Genomic DNA, 22,367 nt, shown 5'->3' with positions numbered 1-22,367 from the left:
TACTATTTCTCTTTAAAATAGGGGATTATTTCTTTAGCATATGTATTAAGAGTTACCTCGGGGTCAGGACTAAATCTGTAGAATAATACAAAATGGTTAACGCCACTATCGATAAACTTCTCTATCTTCTGAATGCAATCCTTCTTTGAACCTGTGATTGTAAAATCCAATACCGCCTCCCGTGGAAAGAATTTACCTATTTCTCTGAACTTCTGTCTCCCTGCTTCATCCTGAGGAACAACATTAAAGTAATTTAAGCCACGATACTCCTCAGGGATTTCAATGTCGTAGCCGGCCTTCTTTAACTGGTCCTGCATGATTAATACGTACTTGAAGGGCTCTAGTGTCTTATAAGCGTCATCAACGTCCTTTCCAAGCGACGTAAAGCTCCATAAGCAAGCATCAAAATTATCCAAGGATCGATTTGCATTTTCCGCATTTTCCTTGATTTGACTCAAATATCCAGAATAAAGGCTAGGAGTAAGATCTATTGGAAGCCACCCATCAGCCATCTGTCCGGTAAACTCGAGACCCTTTGGGGTATGAGTAGCCATATACATTGGGATTAGTTTTCTTTTGTAGGGTTTCACCTGAAGAAATGCACTCTTAAGGTTATAAAATTCCCCATTGTAATCTATGTGCCCCTCTTCCTGCCAAAGCTTCCTCATTATCTCCATTGATTCCCTCAGTCTAGATAGAGGCTTATTCCATTTTATTCCATAGGCATCCAGGTTCATGGACTCACCAACGCCCATACACAGAGAAACCCTTCCTTTTGAAAGATGGTCGATCGTCGCAAGTCTTTGTGCAAACACAGCTGGATGCATTCTGTGCGGATCAGAGACTGTTCCAAGCGTGATGTTGCTTGTCATTCCCGCCGCAGCCGTTGCTACAGTCCATGCCTCATGTGCCTCTGTGGGTGAGACGAAGACAACGTGATCCGGATACCAGATACTATCAAAGCCAAGCCCATCAACCTTCTTAGAAAATTCCAGAAGTCCATTTAGATCGGCCCCTGGCATAGGGGCAGAAAGTCCGAATTTTATCTCTTTACCCATTTATCACCTCTTGATAGATTGATAATGTCATTATAAACAAAATAAGCGCAGGATGAAAATACCCTAAGTTCATAGAAAAGGACTCAGATAATTATTATCAGAGATTCGAAAATATCGGCTATCCGTCGGTTAACAGGTTAAGATAATCCGATCATCCTGAGCAGGGTCGAAGGGTGGTTGTGCAAATCTGTCGCTCAACTAAATCTCATTTTCCTAGTGTATTTATGACATTCGCTTTAAGTAAATATAATGGATGTCATTGTTATCTTAGAGCACCCAGGAACATGATCTGGATTCCCACTCAAAACATCTGGGAATGACACTTAGCCTGTTCCATGCTCATACGAATATATAAGGATTCCCTAAGAAATCTTATGTCCCGATGCATACCTGATAATATAAATTCACTAGCAAGCCTGTTCCGAGCCGTTCGACAGGGCTCACGACAGGCTTTGTCGAGGGGATTCGTGACGTACTCGATTAGAAAATATGCAATTTCAAATAATCCAGTGGTGAGCACGTTGGGGAAGCCATTGAGATCAATGTTATACTAGCTTGAATTATCATGTTTGCCATTATGGGAGCATCAGGAAATACAGGCAGCAAAATAACCAAGAACCTCCTGGATCATAAGGAAAGTGTAAGGGTGCTTGGCAGGTCGAGAGACAGGCTGCAAACATTCATAGATAGGGGAGCCGATGCTTTTATTGGCGATGCATCAGATCCAGATTTTTTGACAGCTTCGTTTACTGGAGCAAAGGCTGTATATGTTATGATCCCCCGTGATAACTCTGTAAATGACTTACGAGCTCAAGACAATAAAATTGGAGAGCGCGTCGCGGAAGCCATTCGAGATTCTGGCGTCAAGTACGTTGCAAATCTAAGCAGCTTAAGCGCATACAGACCCGATAAAAACGGGCCAGTCAGGGGTTTATATGATCAGGAACAAAGGCTTAATAAGCTTTATGGAATTAACATCCTCCATTTACGACCTGCATACTTCATGGACAACTTCTTTCGATACATCGAGATGATCAGAAAAAGAGGAATTATCGCAACGGGCTTTATCGGTTCAGTCGAATTCCCTATGGTTGCGACAAAGGATATAGCTAACGAAGCAACCATGCGACTTTTGAACCGTGATTTTTCCGGAAAAACATTTAAGGAACTAAGAGGCGAGAGAGATCTATCATTCATAGAGGCGACGGAGATTATCGCAAAAGAAATAAATATTCCAGAACTCAGATATGTTCAACTTTCATATGACGACCTTGAAAAAGGTTTGATTGCCTCGGGGATGAGCAGTAACGTGAGTGGACTGATTTTGGAAATTACAAAATCTATAAATGAAGGTATATTAGGAAAGGATAACCCAAGAACCGTTGATAATTCCACTCCTACAAGCTTTGAAGAGTTCGCTAAAACCTTTGCCAGAATCTACTATCGTAGTTCTTCGGGTTAACTAATCTCCTCACGTGTTATAATTGAAAACCAATTAATGACACGGAGGATTCATAATGAAATTTGGCATAGGGCTCTTCACCATGCAGTCGCATAAAGACAATCCCGTTTCTCAGTCAGAGCTTTATAAACAGACTCTTGAACAGGTTAGACTTGCTGAAGAGGTAAACTTTGACTCGGCGTGGATTTCAGAACATCACTTTCTCCCTGACGGCTACTGTCCTTATCCCCCCATTGTCGCGTCAGCAATGGCCGCCGTTACAAGTCGTATAAGAATCGGTTCAGCCGGAGTTATCCTCCCACTTCACAATCCAATAAGGGTAGCCGAGGACGCTGCCCTTGTTGATAACATCTCAAATGGAAGATTTAATCTAGGCGTCGTTTTGGGCTACAGGAAAGAAGAATTCGATGGATTTTGCATCCCAATGAAGCAAAGACCGTCAAGAATGGAAGAGGGAATAGATGTAATAGTTAAAGCATGGACTGAAGAGAATTTCTCCTTTAAAGGAAAGCGATATGAATATAGCAATCTCAATGTGACTCCAAAACCCATCCAAAAACCCCATATCCCAATTTACATCGGGGCATTCGAAAAGCCGGGAATCAAGAGGGCCGGGAGAATGGGTTGCCCTCTCCTTATCGGTCCAGGAAGAACGATGCAGATGGTCAGAGATACATTGAACTTCTACAATGAAGGAGCTAGAGAAGCACATAAGAATTCAGATAATATAGAACATATTTTAATTAGAGAAACTTATGTACACCCTGACAGTGAAAAAGCTAAACAGGGCGGTAACAAATACATTATTGATATGTATAAATACTATTTCACCTTAGGTGTAAAGATGTACGTACGAGGGAAGCAACTCACAGGGCTTGATGACCCTTTGTTTAAGCACCTTTCAGAAGACAGATTTATAATCGGAACTCCTGAGCAATGTATCAATGAGATTAATCGCTATAAAGATGAATTAGGAATTAACTACTTTGCCTCTCGAATGGTATTCCCACAGGCAAATCACGAAACGATTTCAAAATGCATTGAGTTGTTCGGCAAAGAGGTCATCCCGGCCTTTGGCTGATTGTACTTACGGTTAATATTCACACGACAGGAGGGGTTTCCCATCTCCGTAGGCTACAATTTAGAATTAGGAGGCACCATCCGTGCCGGTCACCCTGAGCGTGTCGAAGGGTAAACAATTTGTGTTCAGTGTAAAATATCCGTCCTTCGATCCTTCGATAAACTCAGGACTCAGGACGGACGGTTTATTTATAAAGCTCGTGCAGTGTAAGAAATCCCCAACCATTTCTTTCATCATGTTCTCTGAGTCCAGCGCTCTAAGCTTGATCGAAGAGTCGAAGGGTAAAGGGATGAATATATCCTTTGTCTTGACATTGTCACAGCAAAGGCTATCATGTGTATTGTAAATTAATTGTTCCTTTAAAATCTAAGATTCTCAGGTGCCTGCTAGGCTTAAAAGGGAAATCCGGTGAGAATCCGGTGCAGCCCCGCTGCTGTAAGTAGCCCTAAAAACCCTTTGCATCTAATGCCACTGAAATCATTTATCGATTTTGGGAAGGCGCAAAGCGGTTCGATGGCTACGAGCCAGAAGACCTGCCTCTGAAACCTTGATTTACTTTTTATCGAGGGGATAAAAGTAAATGACTTCTAAATTAAAATTATCCCCTGCCTGTAATTCAAAAGAGCAGGGGGCTTCATGAAAAAAGCAGTTCTTTTATTTCTCTTCTTAATTTCTACAAAGGGCTTCGCACAGGAAGAGAAGGTTCTTGAGCCCGTGATTGTCGAAGAAGCCCCTGTCAAGCCTCCATTAAACTATCCTTCGGCATTCTCAACTATACTGGACCTCGAGGATTTCAGAGGTGAGTATAACACTACTTCCGAAATCCTTTCTTTTTCTCCCGGAGTCGTTGTCAGGGATTTTGGAGGATTCGGACAACTTAAAACACTCTCCATCAGAGGCTCCTCGAATGACCAGGTGGTTATTCTCTTAGACGGCATAAGACTGAACAGCCCGCTTGGGGGAGGAGTAGACCTATCTACAATACCAGTTGATTATGTCGATAAATTTGAGGTCATAAGGGGCGGTGCATCAGCCCTGGCTGGCTCAGACGCTATCGGTGGGGTTGTAAACATCGTCACGAAGAAAACCGATAAGCCATTTACTTCATTATCCGCCACTTATGGTTCATTCGAAACTCTATTGTTAAATGCGTCAAGAGCCCAAAAAATTGGAAATCTTGGATACTTTCTATCTTATACGCACTCCCAAAGCAATGGTGATTTCGAATTTAAATCCATAAATGACCTGAGCGTTAAAAGAATAAATAACGAATTCCACTCTGAGAGTTTTTTGGGAAAGGTTGATTATGATCTGAATGGCTTGAAAGTTAGATTTTTAAATGAATTCTTTTACGACGACAGGGGCGTTCCGGGACTCGGTGAATTTCAGCAACCCGACGCAAACCAAAAAGACATCAGGAACCTCAGTAGCGTTAATCTTTCAAAAGAGGGGTTTGTTAGACCTAACATTGACTTTGATCTGGTATTGTACAATCGTTTCGATAATCTGAAGTTCAAAAACCCGGAACCGACCATTGGTCCTCCCATAGACACGCTGAGCAAAATTTTCACTTTTGGAGCAAATCCGAGGCTCACGTGGTATGCCCCCTTCAACCAGATAGTCACAATCACTACTGACTTCAGAGGAGATGTCTTAAGAAACGAGGGTTTTGATAACCCCGATAGGTTTACATACAGTCTTTTCCTGAGCGACGAGATAAACCTCTTGGAAGATTTGATACAAATAAACCCTTTGGTGAGATACGATCTTTACAAAACCTCTGCTGAGACAAGTACGATAGAAGATGGGTTTTCACCAAAGTTAGGTGTAATTTTAAATCCGATCAATTATATTTCCCTGAAAGGGAATATAGGCAGGTCCTTTAGAGCCCCGAGTTTTGGTGAGCTCTTCTTCCCAGAAGAGGGGTTCATTGGTGGTAACCCTAACCTAAAGCCAGAAACCTCGTTTGACTTTGACTTTGGTCTTATTTTTTCACACCCGAGGATTGGTTTCGAAATCAACTACTTTCGAGATAAAATAGATGACCTGATTCTATTCGTATTCATCAGCGCACAACGGATAGAACCACTTAACGTGGGTAATGCAAAAGAACAAGGAATCGAAACAAGTTTAGTCGTAAGGCCATTCGATTTCATCGAGCTTTTCGCAGGATACACATTTCTAGACGGTGAGCTGGAGGACACAGGAGCCCAATTACCTGGGAGGCCGAGAAACAAATTTGATCTCAGAATGGTGTTATCCCATAGATACTTAAAACTTTTTTGGGAAACACACTACGTCGATAAAATTCCTCTTTCTCTTTTTCCCGACTCACCAACCACGGATGCAAGGACTACATTCGATGTCGGCGCTACAACTGAATGGTGGAAACTGTTTCTGACGTTCGAAGTTAAAAATCTACTTAATAACCTGGACGTGCGGGATGCGCTGGACTTTCCGCTGCCGGGGAGGACAGTGTTTTTAAAAGCCGGGATAAATTTTTAAAGCGAGGATTCACGATACAGGATGCAGGATACAAGATACAGGATACAGGATGCAAGTAAAAACATTCTTCAATGTGCATCATGGATCATGAATCGTGCATCGTGAATCTTTTTTAAATTTTAAAAAAGGAGGGATTAGTCATGAGAATGTTTAAGAGCATGTTTATTGTTATTATGTTGGGGGTATCAGTCGTGGGGTGTAATGATACAGGCGGCGAAGACGGCGGGGGTTTTATTCCAACCGGAAACATCATCGCAGTGGCTGAAAGAAGCGGTTCAAATCAAACCATCAAGGTAGGTGGTACACCCGGCGCAGTCCCACCGGGTAGCCTTGTAGAAGTGACTAACATTAACACCGACGAGACACAGGTTACTTCGGGAGAGAATGACGGAAGCTTCGACCCAACTTTTATAGGTAACACAAATGATATTTTTAATATTCAAGTGACAGATGGCGGCGCCATTGTTGAAGACACGACAATAGGAGTCACCTTACTTTCTCAAGCGGTGAGAAGAGACTTAGCCCAGCTTGGGAGTGTACCAACAGCAATAGAAATTAGAGGGGATAGAGCATATGTAACTAACGGATTTTCGAATAACATCCAAATATTCGATTTAGACCAGAACACTCCACAGCAAATTGGAACGATTGTGCTTCCCCAAGGATCAAATCCGGTCGCTCTGGCATTTCTGGATGACACAAGGGCTTATGTTGCAAATAACATTGGACAGAGCGTGGCACTGGTAAATCTTCAAACTAGAAACTGTGAATTAATTATCGTTCGAACAGGTGAGGGTAACAATTTCCCACCGTGCCAAGAGGTAAGATTTGCGGTCGACGGATTTGAAGATCCTTCAGGCATTGCGGTAGCAGATGGAAAGGTTTATGTGTCCAACAATAATCTCAATGAATTCTTCGAACCAGCGGGGCGTGGATTCATATCAAGAATCGATGCTGAATCCAACCAGTTCTTAGGTACATTCACGGCATCTGGTGCAAATACGGGTGGAATGACAGTTATTGGAGAGAGAATTTATGTTGTAAATGCTGGAGACATTTCTTCAACGCCTGACTTTTCGGAATTTTTCTGCGAATTCGATTTCCCGCCTTCAATCGATGTAATAGATGTCGAGACCGATTCTATAATTGATACAATAGATATTCCACTGAGCGAAACAAATTCAAAGGTGTGTCTTCCAAATAGAATTGCACCGACTCCGGATGGAAGATTCGGATACATGGGATTAGGCCTGGTAGGCGCGCTTTTAAAGGTAAATTTGGAAACCAATACTGTCGTAAATGGACCTAGCAACCCAATAATTGTGACCGATATCAGCGGACTGAATAATACCGGAGATATAGAAATCAACGAAGACGGTCTCGGGTTTACAACTCTTTTCAATTCTGATCAAATTGCTGTGATTGATACTGCGAATGATGAAATTAGTCCTTTTCCATTTAGTTTCTTTTTCCCCGCGGGAATCCGAGCAGATAATCCAAACTCGGACTTATTTGACGGAGTACAATTTCTAGCCATTAGACCTGGAACTGCGGGGGTTGACTTTGAGGGAGCAGATATATTCTACACAACAGGAATAAGCTCAAAATTTGGTTCTGTAAATACTGCACTCGTGCTACCTCCTCAGTGAATGAAGGTTGCATCTGTAGGTAAAGTAGTTAAAGATTATTGTTAAAATAATTCTCAGTTGCAATGACAAGAGGGGTTATTGATATGCGGATATGTTCATTACTTCCCAGTACTACGGAAATTGTTTGTGCGTTAGGGTTGGCTGAAAACTTAGTGGGCGTTACACATGAATGCGATTATCCACCTGAAGCCAGGGATAAATCTAAGGTCATAATGAGTTTTATCAATCCAAATGAGTTATCAAGTCGTGAAATAGATGAGTTAATCGTCAAAAATCGGAATGAGGGCAAAAGCACCTATCTCATAGACATTGAGGCATTGAAAGAGGCTAACCCCGACATAATACTTACTCAAGGATTATGCGAAGTATGTGCCGTTTCAGGAAATGAAGTACTGGAATCGGTAAAAGCCTTAGGTCATACCCCCGAAATAATTTCCTTGGAACCAAATACAATTGAACAAATCCTGGATACAATCCTGACAATTGGAGATGCAACCGAAACAAAGGATCGTGCGGATGAAATTGTAGGAAAACTAAAATCAAGAATACACAGGATTAAATCCCTTTTTTCAGATGAGAGGGATAGACCAAGAGTGTTCTGCATGGAATGGCTAGAGCCTACATATGCCGCAGGCCATTGGATTCCGGAAATGGTTCAACTGGCAGGTGGAGACAACGGAATTGCAAAACCTGGCGAACCATCGCTTGAGGTATCCTGGGACGATATTTTGAACTTTGCACCTCAAATTATCGTTGTAATGCCCTGTGGGTTCAATATTGAAGACACCCTTAAGGAAATTGATATCCTGACTTCTCATAAATATTGGAACCAAATACCTGCTTCAAAGAGGGGGCATGTCTACCTGGTTGATGCAAATTCGTATTTTTCGAGGTCAGGACCGAGAGTAGTGGACGGACTCGAGATATTGGCAAAGATAATTCATCCAGAAGCATGTGAATTTGAATTTCCAAATAACTCTGTCCTGAATCTGAGGAATCACTATTATTTCGAATTAAATTTGGGATGATAAATGAAATCGGTTATAAAAACCTCCTTAGTTCTCTTTTCAATATTAATCTTCTCTTACGTAACCCTTTACGCTAATTCCGACAAAAACCCTCAACGTATAGTTTCGCTTTCACCGAATGTCACAGAGATTATTTATGGTTTAGGCGCCTGGGATAAGATCGTAGGTGTTACGATGTATTCAGACTTCCCACCTGAAGCGGACGCTGTCCCAAAGGTGGGGGGGTGGGTAAACCCAAACCTGGAGGCAATTGTCAGACTGAAGCCTGACTTGGTCATCTTTATGACAGATCAGGACAGTATATTCGGAGATAATATTAGAAAGTTAGGTTTAAACACGCTTGCTGTCGATAGCAATAAGTCGATTAAAGACATACAGAATTCGATTCTCCAGCTAGGTAAGGTCTTACAAAAAGAACAGGAGGCAGAAAACCTTTCAAATAAAATTAATTCAAACTTCGAAGAAATTAGTTCAAAGACTTCCGAAGTCCCCAAGAAAAGGGTTTTATTTGTTGTAGGTCGGAATCCAGGAACACTTGAGGATATTTATGTAATTGGAAGAGACAACTATATAAACGAACTAATAAATCTCGCGGGTGGAGAAAATGTGGTGAAAAGCAATAGGTTTGCACTAAAGATTGCAAAAGACGCCATCCTTTCGTTTGATCCACAAGTCATAATTGAGACGACGTACGATAAAACAGAAAACAAAGGCTCAACTATTAAAACATGGGGCGGTCTTAAGGAAATTTCAGCCGTTAAAAATAACGAGGTCCACGTCGTTTCAAGCTCGGAATTGCTCCGACCGAGTCAGAGAATAATTGAGGGTGCTTATATTTTGGCTCATATTCTACACCCTGAGGTATTCGAAAGATATCATGGAGCCACCAAGGCACAAAGGCACAAAGAATGACAAGCAAAACACAAAATACAAGTTCCAAAATTCAAATCAAAAGAAAATTTTTTACCATTTGGAATTAGGTGACTAGAATTTATTTATATATTCGTGTCTTCGTGCCTTTGTGGCGATAAACACATGGAAAATATAATTGAGGGACAGAATATCCGTTTCTCCTATGATGGGGTAGAGGTTATAAAGGGCGTCGATTTATCTATTGGTCAGGGAGAATTTGTCGGACTGCTCGGAGCAAACGGTGTCGGCAAATCAACCCTACTGAAGATTCTGACGGGCATATTGAGCACAAAACGTGGGAAAATACTCTATAAAAGTAAGGAACTAAAATTTTTGCCTAAAAGAGAGATCTCTAAAAGAATCGCCTATGTACCCCAGAATCCGACATTTGGTTTCCCTTTTACGGTCTCTGAAATAATAAAAATGGGTAGGGCCCCATATCTAGGAAGGTTTGAGTTTGAAAATGATAAAGACAATGAAATAGCTTTTCAAGCGATGGAAACTGTAGGCCTAACCCATCTCCAGGACCGATTAGTCACTGAGATTTCTGGTGGAGAAAAACAGCTCACTTCCTTTGCTCGCGCCCTTGCCCAGGAGCCTGAGGTAATGATTCTCGATGAACCAGTATCCTTTCTCGATGTGAGGCACAAAACCGAGATACTAAGACTCTTATTAAAGCTCAAAAACGAAAGGAATATATCTATAATTGCAGCCACACATGACATATTTTCTGCGCTATTTTATTTTGACAAATTAATCATATTGAAAGACGGAGGGATACTTGCCGAGGGTGAATTTGATCAGGTACTGACTGACGACATCTTGAGCAAGGCTTATGATATTGAAGTAACAGTGAGAAAAGAAGACGGAAAGATTTTCGTATTTCCAGTTGGCTAATGTTAAATTTGAAATCACTTCTTCGACGGAATTCACTCATTCTCATGACAAAACCATGACATCCTAATTGAATTTTGCTTTAATAAAATGCCGCTCAAATTAATAAGAGACCCGTAGATTCTTGTGAATCTAGAGATCATGCACGCCAAAAAAAAACTCATAATATCATCAAGCATACTCATTTTGATCTGGATCCTAATCTCACTCATCAGCATATTCATTGGAACTTATGATATAAATCCAGTTAAAGCCGTATTCTCGGGTGACGAACTCGCAAGAACGATTTATTTTAAGATCAGAATTCCCAGGATTCTTATGGCTTCTATTGCCGGCGGAACTCTTGCCATAGCGGGTGCCGGTCTACAGGCACTCTTCAGGAATCCGCTGGCCTCACCATTTACGCTCGGGGTATCGGGAGGCGCCTCTCTCGGAGCGCTTCTTGCGATACGGATTGGGTTGGCAAATGGATTCCTTGGCTTCTCTGCCGTGTCTGTCTTGTCCTTTCTTTTTGCGATCTTTACCATTCTCTTCGTTTATTCTATATCAAAGCTCCGGGGGGTTGTTGCAACCGGCAGACTTTTATTAGCCGGAGTAGTCGTGAATTTCCTTTATTCAGCCATAATACTTTTCTTACAATTCTTCTCAGACCTTACTCAGCCGTTACAGACTATGAGATGGATTATGGGAAGCTTAGACATCGTTGGATTCGATACCGTCTGGAAAAGCCTTTTATTTGTTATCCCAGGTTGTTTGATCCTTCTTTCGATGACAAAAGACATGAATTTATTTTCACTAGGTGACGATGTAGCATCCTCTCTAGGAGTAAACGTCGACATGATGGAAAAGAAAATCTACTTTGCCACATCGCTTGCAGCTAGTGCCGTAATCTCAGTTACAGGTCCTATCGGGTTTGTCGGTTTGATAATTCCTCACATCCTGAGAATGATATTAGGAGTTGATAATCGTATAATATTACCCTGTTCGTTTTTTCTTGGGGCTTCCTTTCTCACTGCTACGGACACAATATCCAGGACTATTCTTTCGCCTGTTGAAATTCCAGTTGGAATTATCACAGCCTCTTTTGGAGGGGTTTTTTTCCTTTGGCTTCTTATGAAGACTAAAAAAGAGGTAATTGTTTAATCCTAAAGTCCAATTTAATAGCCAAAGGCCTAAGGTCTAATTCTTAAGTTATTGGACAAAGCCTGCCTATCCCGACTCAACTCATAATTATGAACTAGGAGCCACGGGAGACTTGAAGGGATCAATTCCTTCCTCAGTATCCGAGGGTTTCGGTGGCTCGTCCGTTGTAGTCTGGGCCTTCGTTTCTTGAGTTTGGGTTCCCCGTGAGGGCGCCTCCTCTCTTACAAATGCGAAGTAAATAGCCAAAAACACTATGAAGAGAACGATTACATACATATTCCCCTCCCTTATAAATAGTTACTAAGATTGTTTAATGCGCTATCCGATTAACAAAATCATAATAATAAATTTTATACATAAATGTCAAGCTATATTAATCGTAGATCTCTATTATATTGGACCCAGGGTTTAACTTTCACCCTGGAGTCAAGAAACCGGCGAGAGAATTATGATCGGACCCAGGGTATATTATAGTGTTTCAACATTTTGCGAAAAATATTAATTCAGCAGTGACATAGTTGATATCGTACTTTGTTAAATTTTTCCTAAATTCTGAAGCCCAAAGGAAGAACCGTTGCAATTGAATTCCGAACTAGAAATATCACTCTCGCTGATAGAGTCGGGTTGCATGGCCACATCAATTAATAGCGAAACGCTCTTCATTTTTAAGCATTCTCAAGAGGTAATCGAGTCACTTAGAGGAGTCGAAAAAATAGCTTTTGAGCTCGAATGCTTAAAAAGACCCGAATTCCCCACAATAATTATGCTTTTTTATCTCGAAGGTTATAATAACAACCTCTACCAGTTTGAATACTCTTTCGCAATTGAATCAGAGAACGAGATGGAGCTTCTTAAGAAATTATTGGAGCAAGGCCACTTTTACATATATTTTTTTGACACGAGGATTCAGTACTCAAAAATGGTTTCGTTAAACAATATTGACGCAGAAAACATCAAATCCATAATAGTTGAGGCTACAAATTAGTTTGACAAAATCGATGCTTACCCTGATAATATCCCTTCGACTATACCTCGGAGGAAAAAAGTAGACTTGGGTTTTGTAAAGATAACTGGCACTGGCTCATATACACCCGACAGGATCCTTTCAAACCAGGACTTTGAAAAAATGGTCGACACTTCCGATGAATGGATTAGAACCAGGACCGGGATTGTCGAGAGGAGAATCGCCGAACCACAAGTGGCTTCATCTGATATGGCTTATGAAGCCGCTTTAAAAGCGCTTGAGTCAGCATCAATAGATCCCGCTGATGTTGATGGGATAATCTTGGGAACTGTCACACCCGATTACATATTCCCTGCCACTTCATGCTTTGTCCAGAGCCGCCTGGGAGCAAAAAATGCATTTGCTTTTGATCTTCTGGCAGGTTGTTCCGGGTTTATATATGCCCTACAAGTAGGAAAAAGTATGATTGAAGCCGGGAATGCAGAAAACATTCTGGTAATAGGAGCCGAAACGTTATCAAGGATCACGGATTATAAAGACAGGTCAACCTGCATACTCTTCGGAGATGGAGCAGGAGCCGCAGTGTTATCTAAATCAGAAAAATCCGGTATTTTATCAATTTTTCTTGGTGCAAATGGGGACGATTGGGAAAAAATTATCCTTCCTGCAGGTGGTTCTCGTACTCCAGCAAGTGAGGAAACCGTCCAAAATGGGTTACACTATCTAAAAATGAAAGGAAATGACGTATTTAAAGAAGGGGTAAAGGGACTGGAGTTTGCATCATTGGAGGCTATAAGGAAAGCAGATATAACCACGGCACAGGTAGATCTATTCATACCGCACCAGGCAAATTACAGGATTATGGACGCTGTAAGGAGACGGCTAAACCTCTCTCCCGAGAAGCTGTTTGTGAATGTTGACAAGTATGGAAATACCTCCTCGGCTTCTGTTCCGATTGCTCTAGATGAAGCAGTTAAAAGTGGAAGGATTCAAGAGGATGATTTAATCCTTTTCGCCGTTATAGGTTCCGGATTTACATTTGCGTCAGCAGTCATAAAATGGTAAAAACTTCGAGTATTTTCCTTCCACCTGTTCTTTTGTAAAATATACCCGATAACTTATCAGCAAAGTTGTGACAACCCACCCTTACTATTCACATTTATGTTGGAAATCAAATATTGTGTCCTTCCTAAAATTAAGAAAAAAATAATCGAGTATAAGATCAATCTTATATCGGGTAGAATAAGCAGCCAATCGTAGTAAATTGTCTGACCGAGGTTTGCTGAAATTATCCCTTCAATCATAAATATTGTATTTCCCGTTCTTATCATCTCCGCTTAATATTTTTTATATGCGCAGGTAAGAGATATAAAGTTTGATTTACATCTGCCAATTTTTACCTGAACCTGATAGGCCTGCGTAATACTCCGATTCATGATAATTCCTTTTCTAACAAAATGTCAATGATGGAATACCCAATCAGCGAACATCTTTCAATACCTTTCTTGTCCAATGAACCTAGAAATGGTAATTTTTTCCCCAGTGTCTACAGAATCAATACACGGAGGAGGCGCAAAACTAAGAGGAGAACTTACCCCTCCCGGTGATAAATCGATTTCCCATAGAGCAATTATTTTAGGATCTATCGCCGAGGGATTGACAACCGTTACCGGGTTCTTGCCAGCGGGTGATACCCTTTCGAGCGCAGACGCTATGATGATGCTCGGTATACCAATCAAAATAGACGAAGATACCCTAAAGATAAGGGGTAAAGGTACATATGGACTCGTCGAACCAGAAAATACTATCGATGCAGGAAATTCTGGAACAACTGCGAGGCTCCTTACCGGCATCCTGAGTGCACAAAATTTTTTCTCCTCTATAACGGGTGATCAATATTTAAGGGCCCGACCGATGGAAAGAGTTGTAATTCCACTATCACTTATGGGGGCTAGAATTTGGGGAAGAGATAATGGGAAAAAATTACCGCTTGCTATTTTGGGAGGTAACCTAAAAGCTATAAGCTACACGTTGCCCGTGGCTAGTGCTCAGGTAAAATCCGCTATTCTTCTAGCCGCTCTATATGCAGAAGGGGAAACCGAGATCATCGAGCCTGAACCCACGAGAGATCACACTGAAAGGATGCTTTCATATTTCGGAGTGAGGATTGAAAAAGATGATTCCAGGATTAAAGTTAGAGGGCCACAAAAGCTTGAAAGTGGAAGAACATTATCAATACCCGCGGACATTTCTTCAGCTTCATTCTTTATTGTAGCTTCCTTAATTAACCCAAACTCTGAAATCTTAATCAAACGTGTCGGCCTAAATCCAAGTAGGACGGGGGTCTTAGAAATTCTTAAAGAAATGGGTGGAGACATCAAAATACTGAATAAAAGAGAGGAAAGCGGCGAGGATATCGGAGATATACTAGCAAAATCCAGCAAATTAAAAGCAGTAGAGATAGCTGGAAGGATTATTCCTAAGACGATTGATGAACTTCCCATAATTGCGGTTGCAGCTTGTTATGCGGAGGGGGAAACCGTAATCAAAGACGCAAAAGAATTAAGGGTAAAAGAAACCGATCGAATAAAAGCCGTGTCAATAGAACTCAGAAAATTTGGGGCCGAAATAGATGAACTAGATGACGGAATGATAATCAGGGGAAGAGAAACCTTGAAAGGAACAGAGTGCTCAAGCTGGGGGGATCATAGAATCGCAATGGCCCTTGCAGTTGCTGCTACTCGTGCAAAGGGCAGGACAGAAATTAAGGATGCAGAATGTGTTTCCGTATCTTTCCCAAGATTTTTCAATATACTGAAGACCCTAAGAACCTGATTATGGCACATCGGAAAAACGGCATAATCATAACTATCGACGGTCCGTCAGGTGCAGGCAAGAGCACTGTTGCTCAAATTGTCGCCGAAAAACTTGGCCTACTATATATTGATACTGGTGCCATGTATAGAGCAGTTGCTCTACTCGTAGCGCGAAGCAGCATCAATACGGATAATGACGAAGGACTCGAAAGACTCCTTCGCACTTCTACTATCAAGATCGATAGGAATTCCAACAATAATGTTAAAGTACTTCTTAACAATGAAGATGTGTCTGATAAAATTAGGAGACCAGAGATTTCTCGACTTTCCTCCTACTTGGCTACCAAAAGGGTGGTAAGGAATAGACTCAAGGTAATTCAAATGGACATGGGTACTAAGGGTAATATCGTGGCAGAGGGGCGAGACATGGGCACTTATGTGTTCCCCCATGCTGATTTCAAGTTCTATTTAGATGCATCACTTGATGAAAGGGCCAGAAGAAGATGGCTTCAGCTTAACGCTAGTGGCAGCCGATTAGGTCTTCATGAAATAAAAAGTGAAATAGAACAAAGGGATATACAGGACAAAGAACGCTCTGAATCCCCCTTGCATCCTGCTCGGAATGCGGTCATAATAGATACCACAAAACTCAGCACTGATGAAGTCGTTGAAATCATATTATCTGAGGTGAATAACTAGCTTGATGCCATTAGGAAAGGGCGTTCAGGTCATATATATAGATGGGGAAAAGATTCAATCCTTATGCTCGATTCGAATATACCTCAAGCATGCTAATTTCATAAAAAAATTGTAAAGAATAAACAGTTTTAAATGTAGTAAGACTTAACATGGAACAGGAAACACACTTTTCCGAATTTCTGGGCGAAAGCATAAACGTCCCCGACAGAGGGCAAATATTCAAAGGCAAAGTTGTTCGGGTTGATAAGGATGACGTCTTTATTGACTTCGGGTTCAAATCCGAGGGAGTGGCTCCAATTAATGAATTCTATGGGAAAAATGGCGAGCCTGAAGTAAGTATCGGAGACGAAGTCGATGTTATATTGGAGAAATGGGTCGATGATTCGGGGCTTCCAAAACTTTCAAAAAAAAGAGCAGATATTATGAAGGAGCATGAAAGGATTGAGCAAATTTATCAAAACGAAAAGCTAATTAGGGGAAATATTAAGGAAAAGGTGAACGGCGGACTGATCGTAGATATAGGCGAAAAGATAGAGTTGAACGCTTTCTTACCCGCTTCACAAATTGATCTCAGACCTCAGCACAATCTGGATAAATTCATCGGAAAAAACATAGAAGCAAAAATTGTAAAACTCACCGATAGAGGAATAGTCCTATCAATAAGAACGTATCTGGAAGAGCAGAGAGAGGTGAAAAGAAGAAAGGCTCTTTCTACACTAGAAGAGGGCAAAATCGTATTAGGTAAAGTAATGAAAATACTTGACCAGGGTGCATTCATAGATCTAGATGGGGTCGAGGGATTCCTACCCATAAGTGAAATATCTTGGGGTAGAGTAAGACATCCAAGTAACGTAATAAATTTAGACGAAACCCTAAAAGTGAAGGTAATTAAAATCGAATCAGATGCGAAAATCACGCTGGGGCTAAAGCAGACTAAGCCAGACCCTTGGACTTTCGTCGAAAGAAAATACAAGCCAGGCTCGAGGATTAGGGGAAAAGTGGTCTCTATTGTGGACTTTGGCATATTTGTTGAGCTCGAACCAGGGGTTGAAGGGCTAGTTCACACCTCTGAAATATCATGGATAAAGAGATTTAGGCATCCCAACGAGGTAGTCAACATAGGTAGAAGAGTAGAAACAATGGTGATCGAAGTCGATTCAGAGAAAAAAAGAATTGCCCTAAGCCTGAAGCAAATCGACCCTAGCCCATGGGAAATTTTCAAAGAACAGTTTCCACCGGGAACTAGAATTAATGGCAAGGTGAAGAACGTAAATGAAAAAGGGGTATTCGTCGAGCTTGGTGAGGACCTAGTTGGTTTGGTTCGTCCTACAGAGATTTCATGGAAGGGAAGGGTCGATCCAAAAGAGTTGTTTGCTGAAGATCAAGATATCGAGGTTGTAGTCTTAAACGTAGATGAAAAAAATAATAAAATTGGACTCGGCGTAAGACAACTTAATAAGGACCCGTGGGAAGAAGCCTTGGAGACGTATAAGCCAGGTCAAACAGCATTAACAGGAAAAGTCGTTGCCATAAAAGACAGGGGAATAGTTCTCGAACTTGAAAATGAAATCGAGGGTTATATTCGGGCCAACGAGTTTGATCATGGAACGGAAAAGGAATCAAATAGCGTCGCTAAAATAGGCGATATCATAACGGCTAAAGTAATTAGCTTTAATCGTAGGAATAAACAGGTAAATCTCAGTAAGAAAAACTATGAAGAACAACTTGAAAAGGAAAGAATTTCAAGCTTTTTATCCTCTCAGGGGGAGTCATCTGTAAAGCTTGGAGAGTTGCTGGAAAAAGAGCTAAAATCTATATCTAAACAAGATTGAGGTTATCAAAAGCTTGCGTGGTCTAATCATCACATTCGTAGTCTTGGTAATTATCTTTTTTGCCTTCTTAATCGGTTTCGGAGCTGGGATCGCAATATTTGGAGACGGTGGCTTCGTTGCTGGCGATAAGGTAGCAGTGATGACGATTGATGACATCATTCTTGATTCCCAAACATATCTTGAAAGCCTTTCTAAAATTGAAGCGGACGATTCAATTAAGGCCCTCGTTTTGAGAATAAATTCCCCGGGAGGTGCCGTAGGACCATCTCAGGAGATTTACAGCGAGGCTAAAGCACTTAGAGAAAAGATCCCTGTGATCGCAAGCCTTGGATCAGTTGCGGCTTCGGGCGGGTATTACATTGCTTGCGGAGCGCAGAAAATCATTTCGAATCCTGGAACCATAACCGGGAGCATAGGAGTTATTGCACAATTTGTAAGTTATGAACAGCTATTAAACTGGGCTAAAGTAGATGTTGAAGTAATAAAGAGTGGGAAATTCAAAGATGCTGGTTCCCCTTTTAGAGAAATGACGGAGGCTGAAAAGAAATATATGCAGAAAATTATTGATAATGTGCATTCTCAGTTTAAACACGCTGTATCTGAATCACGGAATCTAAGTGATAAAAAAATCGACGAAATTTCAGATGGTAGAATTTTCACTGGACAGCAGGCGCTAGAACTGAACCTTGTTGATGAATTGGGAACCATCAGCGATGCAATTAGACTTGCAGGAACTATGGGTGGTATTAAAGAGAAACCAAATGTCATTTATTTTCCGAAAAAAAAGAGATCCATAATAGATTTTATTTTTTCAAAGATCGATGGTCATGGACTTTCTACTTTACCCTTAAAAGGGCGCTTTGGTCTGTTTTACCTTGTAGATATAATTAATTAACGATGAAACCAGTTTGGGCTCCTTGGAGAATTGAATATATTACCAAGGGAAGAAAAAAGGGGTGTATCTTTTGTGATAAGCCCAAAGAAAAAAAAGATAGAAAAAATCTCATACTATATCGAGGCTCAACAGGCTTTATTATTATGAACCGCTACCCTTATTCAAACGGTCACATCATGGTAGTACCTTATAGACATATAAGTAATATCTCAAATCTTAATGAAACAGAAAGATTAGACCTTATGAATCTTTCAATCATAGGGGCACAAGCTTTAGAGGTGCTTAAACCCGATGGCTTCAATATTGGAATGAATCTTGGTAGAATAGCAGGGGCAGGGATCGACGACCATATTCATTTTCACGTTGTACCCCGGTGGAACGGAGATACCAACTTTATGCCCGTCATTGCGGATATTAAAGTAATACCCGAATACATAGATCAAACATATCTAAAGTTGTTTGAAGAACTAAAAATTACAGGGAGGTAAGATATGAAATTCATTAAGATTATTTTACTAGCTGTGTTTGTTGTATTAGTTATCGTTCTTTTTGTCCAAAACCAAGAGGTATTTACTCATGACTTTGAGCTTAAATTTGACATCAAATTCTATAAAATAGGTCCCTACCTTACTACAAATATAGTAATCATCCTTGTCACATTTATTGTAGGGGTCCTCTTCTCAGTATTGTGGGGTGCATTCCACTCCGGCTCGTTAAAATCTCGAATAAAAGAGCAGCAAAGAAGAATCAATGAACTCGAGGCAAATCGGACAGAATCCACCTCATCTATATTTGGAGGACCAACTATTAGCGGTCGCTCAACTGAAACAGCAACGGAAGATATGAACAATTAAATCCTAACCTACGAAGATTAAAGAAACCTGGACTAAATATATTTAACCTCCTCAAATCCGAAAAAGTCGTAATATTGATAAATGCGTAAATACTTTTATCCTATTATTAGATATGAATCAAATCTCACAAAAACCAAGCTGGATTAAGGCTAGGATTCCAAACTCCACCAATTACAAACACCTCAAAGCACTCATTAGGAACCTCAACCTTAACACCGTCTGTGAAGAGGCCAAGTGTCCAAACATTGGTGAATGCTGGGGAGCAGGCACTCTTACATTTATGATTCTTGGGGATACATGTACAAGGAGCTGTGGGTTTTGCCATGTAAAAACGGGAAAAGGTGAAGAACTGGACTGGGAAGAACCACAAAGGGTTGCAGAAGCAGTTAGTAAACTTATAGAAAATAGCGCTTACATTAACCATATAGTAATCACATCGGTTAACAGGGATGATAAAAATTATGAGAGTGCATGTATATTTGCCGAAACAATAAAAAAAGTAAGACAATACAACTCTGGAATAAAAATCGAGGTCCTCATACCGGATTTCAAAGGGGATCTAGAAGCACTTAAAGAAGTTCTAGGATCAGCGCCCGATGTGCTAAATCACAACATTGAAACAGTGCCGAGACTCTATTACCTGCCCCAAAGAACAACTACAGGAAAAAATAGAGCTGTGAGACCGCAGGCAAAATACGAATGGTCACTAAGAATTTTAGAAGAAAGCAAGCATCATGGGCATGACGGTATCTTAACAAAGTCAGGAATAATGCTTGGCCTAGGCGAGGAAATAGAAGAAGTTATTGAAACGCTCAGAGACTTGAAAAGTGCTGGTTGCGACATTGTAACAGTCGGACAATACTTACAGCCATCTAAAGACCACCTTCCCGTATCAAGATACTATCACCCTCTAGAATTCGAATCCCTGAAAAAATATGGAGAAAAAATAATCGGCATACCCCACATAGAGTCCGGCCCACTCGTAAGAAGCTCATATCACGCAGAAAAGCAGGTGCATAAAATGACTGAGGTACTGAGACAAAATTAATAAAAAATCAGTTCCCATCTCGACCCATATTTCTTATAAGCTTATACTTCCGTCTCTGCTCTAAGCAATAAGCAAAATTTTTCTTCAGATTTCTCTCGAATTCTCGTCGATAGCTTGTTGCTCGTGATACCAAAGAGGAAGCCGTTTAGGATCGGGAAGATTATGGACACGGCGGCGAATCTTCTCTGAAACGGAGAAAACCCGCTTCTGTTCAGGTAACGCCTGCTTCTGTGACTCCTCCCGAATCTTCAGTAACTCTTCTTGGGAATGTATTCCTTTATCTTTTGAGATAGGAGTTACAGAGCGCGGAAATCCGTAGTCACCAACAACCATCCAGTCATCCCCACGAGCATCTTTTCATAATTTGCCCGAATCCCTTCGATCCTCTTCATGAGATTCTCGTCATACTTTTGCTGTCTTATGTAAAAAGTTAGATATTCATCTTCGATTTCAGGGTCACGGTAAAGTTCTAGTGACAACCGGGTTTGTGAGTCAAATCGCTGAACGGTTAGTTCACAGACTGAAATAAGGAGACCAATAATATCAGGATAACGGCTCAGGTAATCAAGTACCTCAGAAGGTTTTGGAATTACAATACCACTTTCCTGAAGATGGTTTAACGTCTTCTCAATTTGAACTTCTTCGATAATCGGCGGGTTAAGGTATTCTTTACTCATGAAGGATTTCTTTCTCTTTTATCTCAATAATACTTTAATTGCCAACGAAAAACTTCTCAACACTAAGCGTGAAAAATGCTATTTTGGTATGTGGTCTTAAACAAATGGATTAATAATCGTCAAATCTTGGATTTCTTAAATATTTAGCTTTCATTCATTTCATCCCGCGTAAAAACTCCACCAGAATTAGCATAGCTGAGAGATTTCATAAGGGAGTCAAAATCAACTTTTTGTTTATCAAACCCAACATAACGCTTGAGCCATTCAAGAAATAAAGCGTTCAATGTGGTTTTTCCCCTTCTTGCTCTATCCCGCGCCTTTCTGATAAGTCTTTCATCAGCACTAAAGGTTATATATTTCAACATGATTTTTATATCCCTTTGTTATAGTCTACATATTTAAAATACACTATTTTTGTATTATTTTTTAGGAAATATTCATCGGTGATTAAACTTACGCATTGTAAAATATGACAGTTTTTCATTATTCAATCTCATCTGAGCCATTTTAAGTTATGTCGATTTAAGATCGCTTCAGTTTCCAATTGACTTCTATGGATACCCGATAAATGTATCCGGGTATATCAGCGGATCGTATTTAATCACAAGTCTAGCAATTGGAAGTCAAGCTTTTCCAAGCCGGATTTAAATTTCCTACCCAACTCCCTGATATTTACTCCTTGATAAATCCCTAAAAACAATTAACATCGTTTCCTCATGAAATATGTGATTTTACAAGCAGATGGGATGCCAGACCATCCCTTGCCAGAACTTGGAAACAGAACACCGCTTGAAGTCGCCCATACACCCAACCTGGACAAATTTGCCCAAACTGCAATACAATTTGGACT

At 40.7% G+C, this 22,367-nt stretch carries 23 protein-coding genes and 1 riboswitch; of the genes, 17 read left to right on the top strand and 6 right to left on the bottom strand.

The annotated features are described in order from the left end of the window. Positions 1–2: 2 nt before the first annotated feature. Positions 3–1,058: an LLM class flavin-dependent oxidoreductase gene (locus tag VGA95_09535; GenBank protein ID HEX9666780.1), complete on the bottom strand. Its 1,056-nt coding sequence runs from the start codon at positions 1,056–1,058 to the stop codon at positions 3–5. A 565-nt stretch (positions 1,059–1,623) separates the two neighbouring features. Here VGA95_09535 and VGA95_09530 point away from each other — a divergent pair. Next, complete coding sequence (locus tag VGA95_09530) at positions 1,624–2,520, top strand: NAD(P)H-binding protein (protein HEX9666779.1); 897 nt, start codon at positions 1,624–1,626, stop codon at positions 2,518–2,520. Between the two features lie 55 nt (positions 2,521–2,575). Then, positions 2,576–3,601, top strand: coding sequence for an LLM class flavin-dependent oxidoreductase (locus VGA95_09525; GenBank protein ID HEX9666778.1), 1,026 nt, complete (start codon positions 2,576–2,578; stop codon positions 3,599–3,601). Between the two features lie 66 nt (positions 3,602–3,667). On the opposite strand, the gene VGA95_09520 is transcribed toward VGA95_09525, so the two are convergent. Further along, positions 3,668–3,838, bottom strand: a complete 171-nt coding sequence (locus VGA95_09520) for a hypothetical protein (GenBank protein ID HEX9666777.1) — start codon at positions 3,836–3,838, stop codon at positions 3,668–3,670. Positions 3,839–3,961: 123 nt separating this feature from the next. Beyond that, positions 3,962–4,157, top strand: a riboswitch (cobalamin riboswitch). 80 nt (positions 4,158–4,237) lie between these two features. On the opposite strand from VGA95_09520, the gene VGA95_09515 reads away from it, so the two are divergent. The 6 genes from VGA95_09515 (at position 4,238) to VGA95_09490 (ending at position 11,732) form a co-directional block, all read left to right on the top strand. Beyond that, positions 4,238–6,106 carry a TonB-dependent receptor gene (locus VGA95_09515; GenBank protein HEX9666776.1) on the top strand — a complete coding sequence of 623 codons (1,869 nt, stop codon included), beginning with the start codon at positions 4,238–4,240 and terminating at the stop codon, positions 6,104–6,106. Positions 6,107–6,246: 140 nt separating this feature from the next. Then, a complete protein-coding gene (locus tag VGA95_09510; protein ID HEX9666775.1) occupies positions 6,247–7,755 on the top strand; it encodes a hypothetical protein in 1,509 nt (502 codons plus the stop codon). Between the two features lie 83 nt (positions 7,756–7,838). After that, positions 7,839–8,783, top strand: a complete 945-nt coding sequence (locus tag VGA95_09505) for a cobalamin-binding protein (GenBank protein ID HEX9666774.1) — start codon at positions 7,839–7,841, stop codon at positions 8,781–8,783. A 3-nt stretch (positions 8,784–8,786) separates the two neighbouring features. Further along, on the top strand, positions 8,787–9,695 hold the full coding sequence (locus VGA95_09500; GenBank protein HEX9666773.1) for an ABC transporter substrate-binding protein: 909 nt from the start codon (positions 8,787–8,789) through the stop codon (positions 9,693–9,695). A 123-nt stretch (positions 9,696–9,818) separates the two neighbouring features. After that, a complete protein-coding gene (locus VGA95_09495; GenBank protein HEX9666772.1) occupies positions 9,819–10,592 on the top strand; it encodes an ABC transporter ATP-binding protein in 774 nt (257 codons plus the stop codon). 138 nt (positions 10,593–10,730) lie between these two features. Continuing rightward, complete coding sequence (locus tag VGA95_09490; GenBank protein HEX9666771.1) at positions 10,731–11,732, top strand: iron ABC transporter permease; 1,002 nt, start codon at positions 10,731–10,733, stop codon at positions 11,730–11,732. Between the two features lie 87 nt (positions 11,733–11,819). Here the strand turns inward: VGA95_09490 and VGA95_09485 are convergent, their stop codons facing one another. Continuing rightward, on the bottom strand, positions 11,820–12,008 hold the full coding sequence (locus VGA95_09485) for a hypothetical protein (GenBank protein ID HEX9666770.1): 189 nt from the start codon (positions 12,006–12,008) through the stop codon (positions 11,820–11,822). A 352-nt stretch (positions 12,009–12,360) separates the two neighbouring features. On the opposite strand from VGA95_09485, the gene VGA95_09480 reads away from it, so the two are divergent. From VGA95_09480 to lipA, 9 genes are all read left to right on the top strand, one after another. Then, positions 12,361–12,717 (top strand): hypothetical protein, encoded by a 357-nt coding sequence (locus tag VGA95_09480; GenBank protein HEX9666769.1) that lies wholly within the window; start codon positions 12,361–12,363, stop codon positions 12,715–12,717. A 66-nt stretch (positions 12,718–12,783) separates the two neighbouring features. Further along, positions 12,784–13,761 (top strand): beta-ketoacyl-ACP synthase III, encoded by a 978-nt coding sequence (locus tag VGA95_09475; GenBank protein ID HEX9666768.1) that lies wholly within the window; start codon positions 12,784–12,786, stop codon positions 13,759–13,761. A gap of 459 nt (positions 13,762–14,220) precedes the next feature. Beyond that, on the top strand, positions 14,221–15,531 hold the full coding sequence (gene aroA, locus VGA95_09470; GenBank protein HEX9666767.1) for a 3-phosphoshikimate 1-carboxyvinyltransferase: 1,311 nt from the start codon (positions 14,221–14,223) through the stop codon (positions 15,529–15,531). 2 nt (positions 15,532–15,533) lie between these two features. After that, the gene (gene cmk / locus VGA95_09465) at positions 15,534–16,211 is read left to right on the top strand and encodes a (d)CMP kinase (protein ID HEX9666766.1); all 678 of its coding nucleotides are present in this window, start codon (positions 15,534–15,536) and stop codon (positions 16,209–16,211) included. A 149-nt stretch (positions 16,212–16,360) separates the two neighbouring features. After that, positions 16,361–18,043, top strand: coding sequence for a 30S ribosomal protein S1 (locus tag VGA95_09460; protein ID HEX9666765.1), 1,683 nt, complete (start codon positions 16,361–16,363; stop codon positions 18,041–18,043). Positions 18,044–18,056: 13 nt separating this feature from the next. Beyond that, on the top strand, positions 18,057–18,938 hold the full coding sequence (gene sppA, locus VGA95_09455) for a signal peptide peptidase SppA (protein ID HEX9666764.1): 882 nt from the start codon (positions 18,057–18,059) through the stop codon (positions 18,936–18,938). Positions 18,939–18,940: 2 nt separating this feature from the next. Beyond that, entirely contained in the window at positions 18,941–19,426 is a 486-nt protein-coding gene (locus VGA95_09450; GenBank protein HEX9666763.1) for an HIT domain-containing protein, read from the top strand. A 3-nt stretch (positions 19,427–19,429) separates the two neighbouring features. After that, positions 19,430–19,792: a LapA family protein gene (locus VGA95_09445; protein ID HEX9666762.1), complete on the top strand. Its 363-nt coding sequence runs from the start codon at positions 19,430–19,432 to the stop codon at positions 19,790–19,792. Positions 19,793–19,904: 112 nt separating this feature from the next. Further along, positions 19,905–20,840 carry a lipoyl synthase gene (lipA, locus tag VGA95_09440; GenBank protein ID HEX9666761.1) on the top strand — a complete coding sequence of 312 codons (936 nt, stop codon included), beginning with the start codon at positions 19,905–19,907 and terminating at the stop codon, positions 20,838–20,840. 84 nt (positions 20,841–20,924) lie between these two features. Here lipA and VGA95_09435 read toward each other — a convergent pair whose 3' ends face one another. The 3 genes from VGA95_09435 to VGA95_09425 form a co-directional block, all read right to left on the bottom strand. Further along, on the bottom strand, positions 20,925–21,173 hold the full coding sequence (locus VGA95_09435) for a hypothetical protein (protein ID HEX9666760.1): 249 nt from the start codon (positions 21,171–21,173) through the stop codon (positions 20,925–20,927). Further along, the gene (locus VGA95_09430; protein ID HEX9666759.1) at positions 21,137–21,517 is read right to left on the bottom strand and encodes a hypothetical protein; all 381 of its coding nucleotides are present in this window, start codon (positions 21,515–21,517) and stop codon (positions 21,137–21,139) included. Before VGA95_09430 ends, VGA95_09435 begins: the two co-directional genes overlap by 37 nt. 143 nt (positions 21,518–21,660) lie before the next feature. After that, positions 21,661–21,882 carry a hypothetical protein gene (locus VGA95_09425; GenBank protein ID HEX9666758.1) on the bottom strand — a complete coding sequence of 74 codons (222 nt, stop codon included), beginning with the start codon at positions 21,880–21,882 and terminating at the stop codon, positions 21,661–21,663. Positions 21,883–22,367: the final 485 nt, after the last annotated feature.

This window comes from Thermodesulfobacteriota bacterium, from assembly GCA_036397855.1.
In the GTDB taxonomy this organism is placed as follows: Bacteria; Desulfobacterota_D; UBA1144; order Nemesobacterales; family CSP1-2; genus DASWID01.
This window is presented reverse-complemented; position numbering and strand designations above follow the sequence as displayed.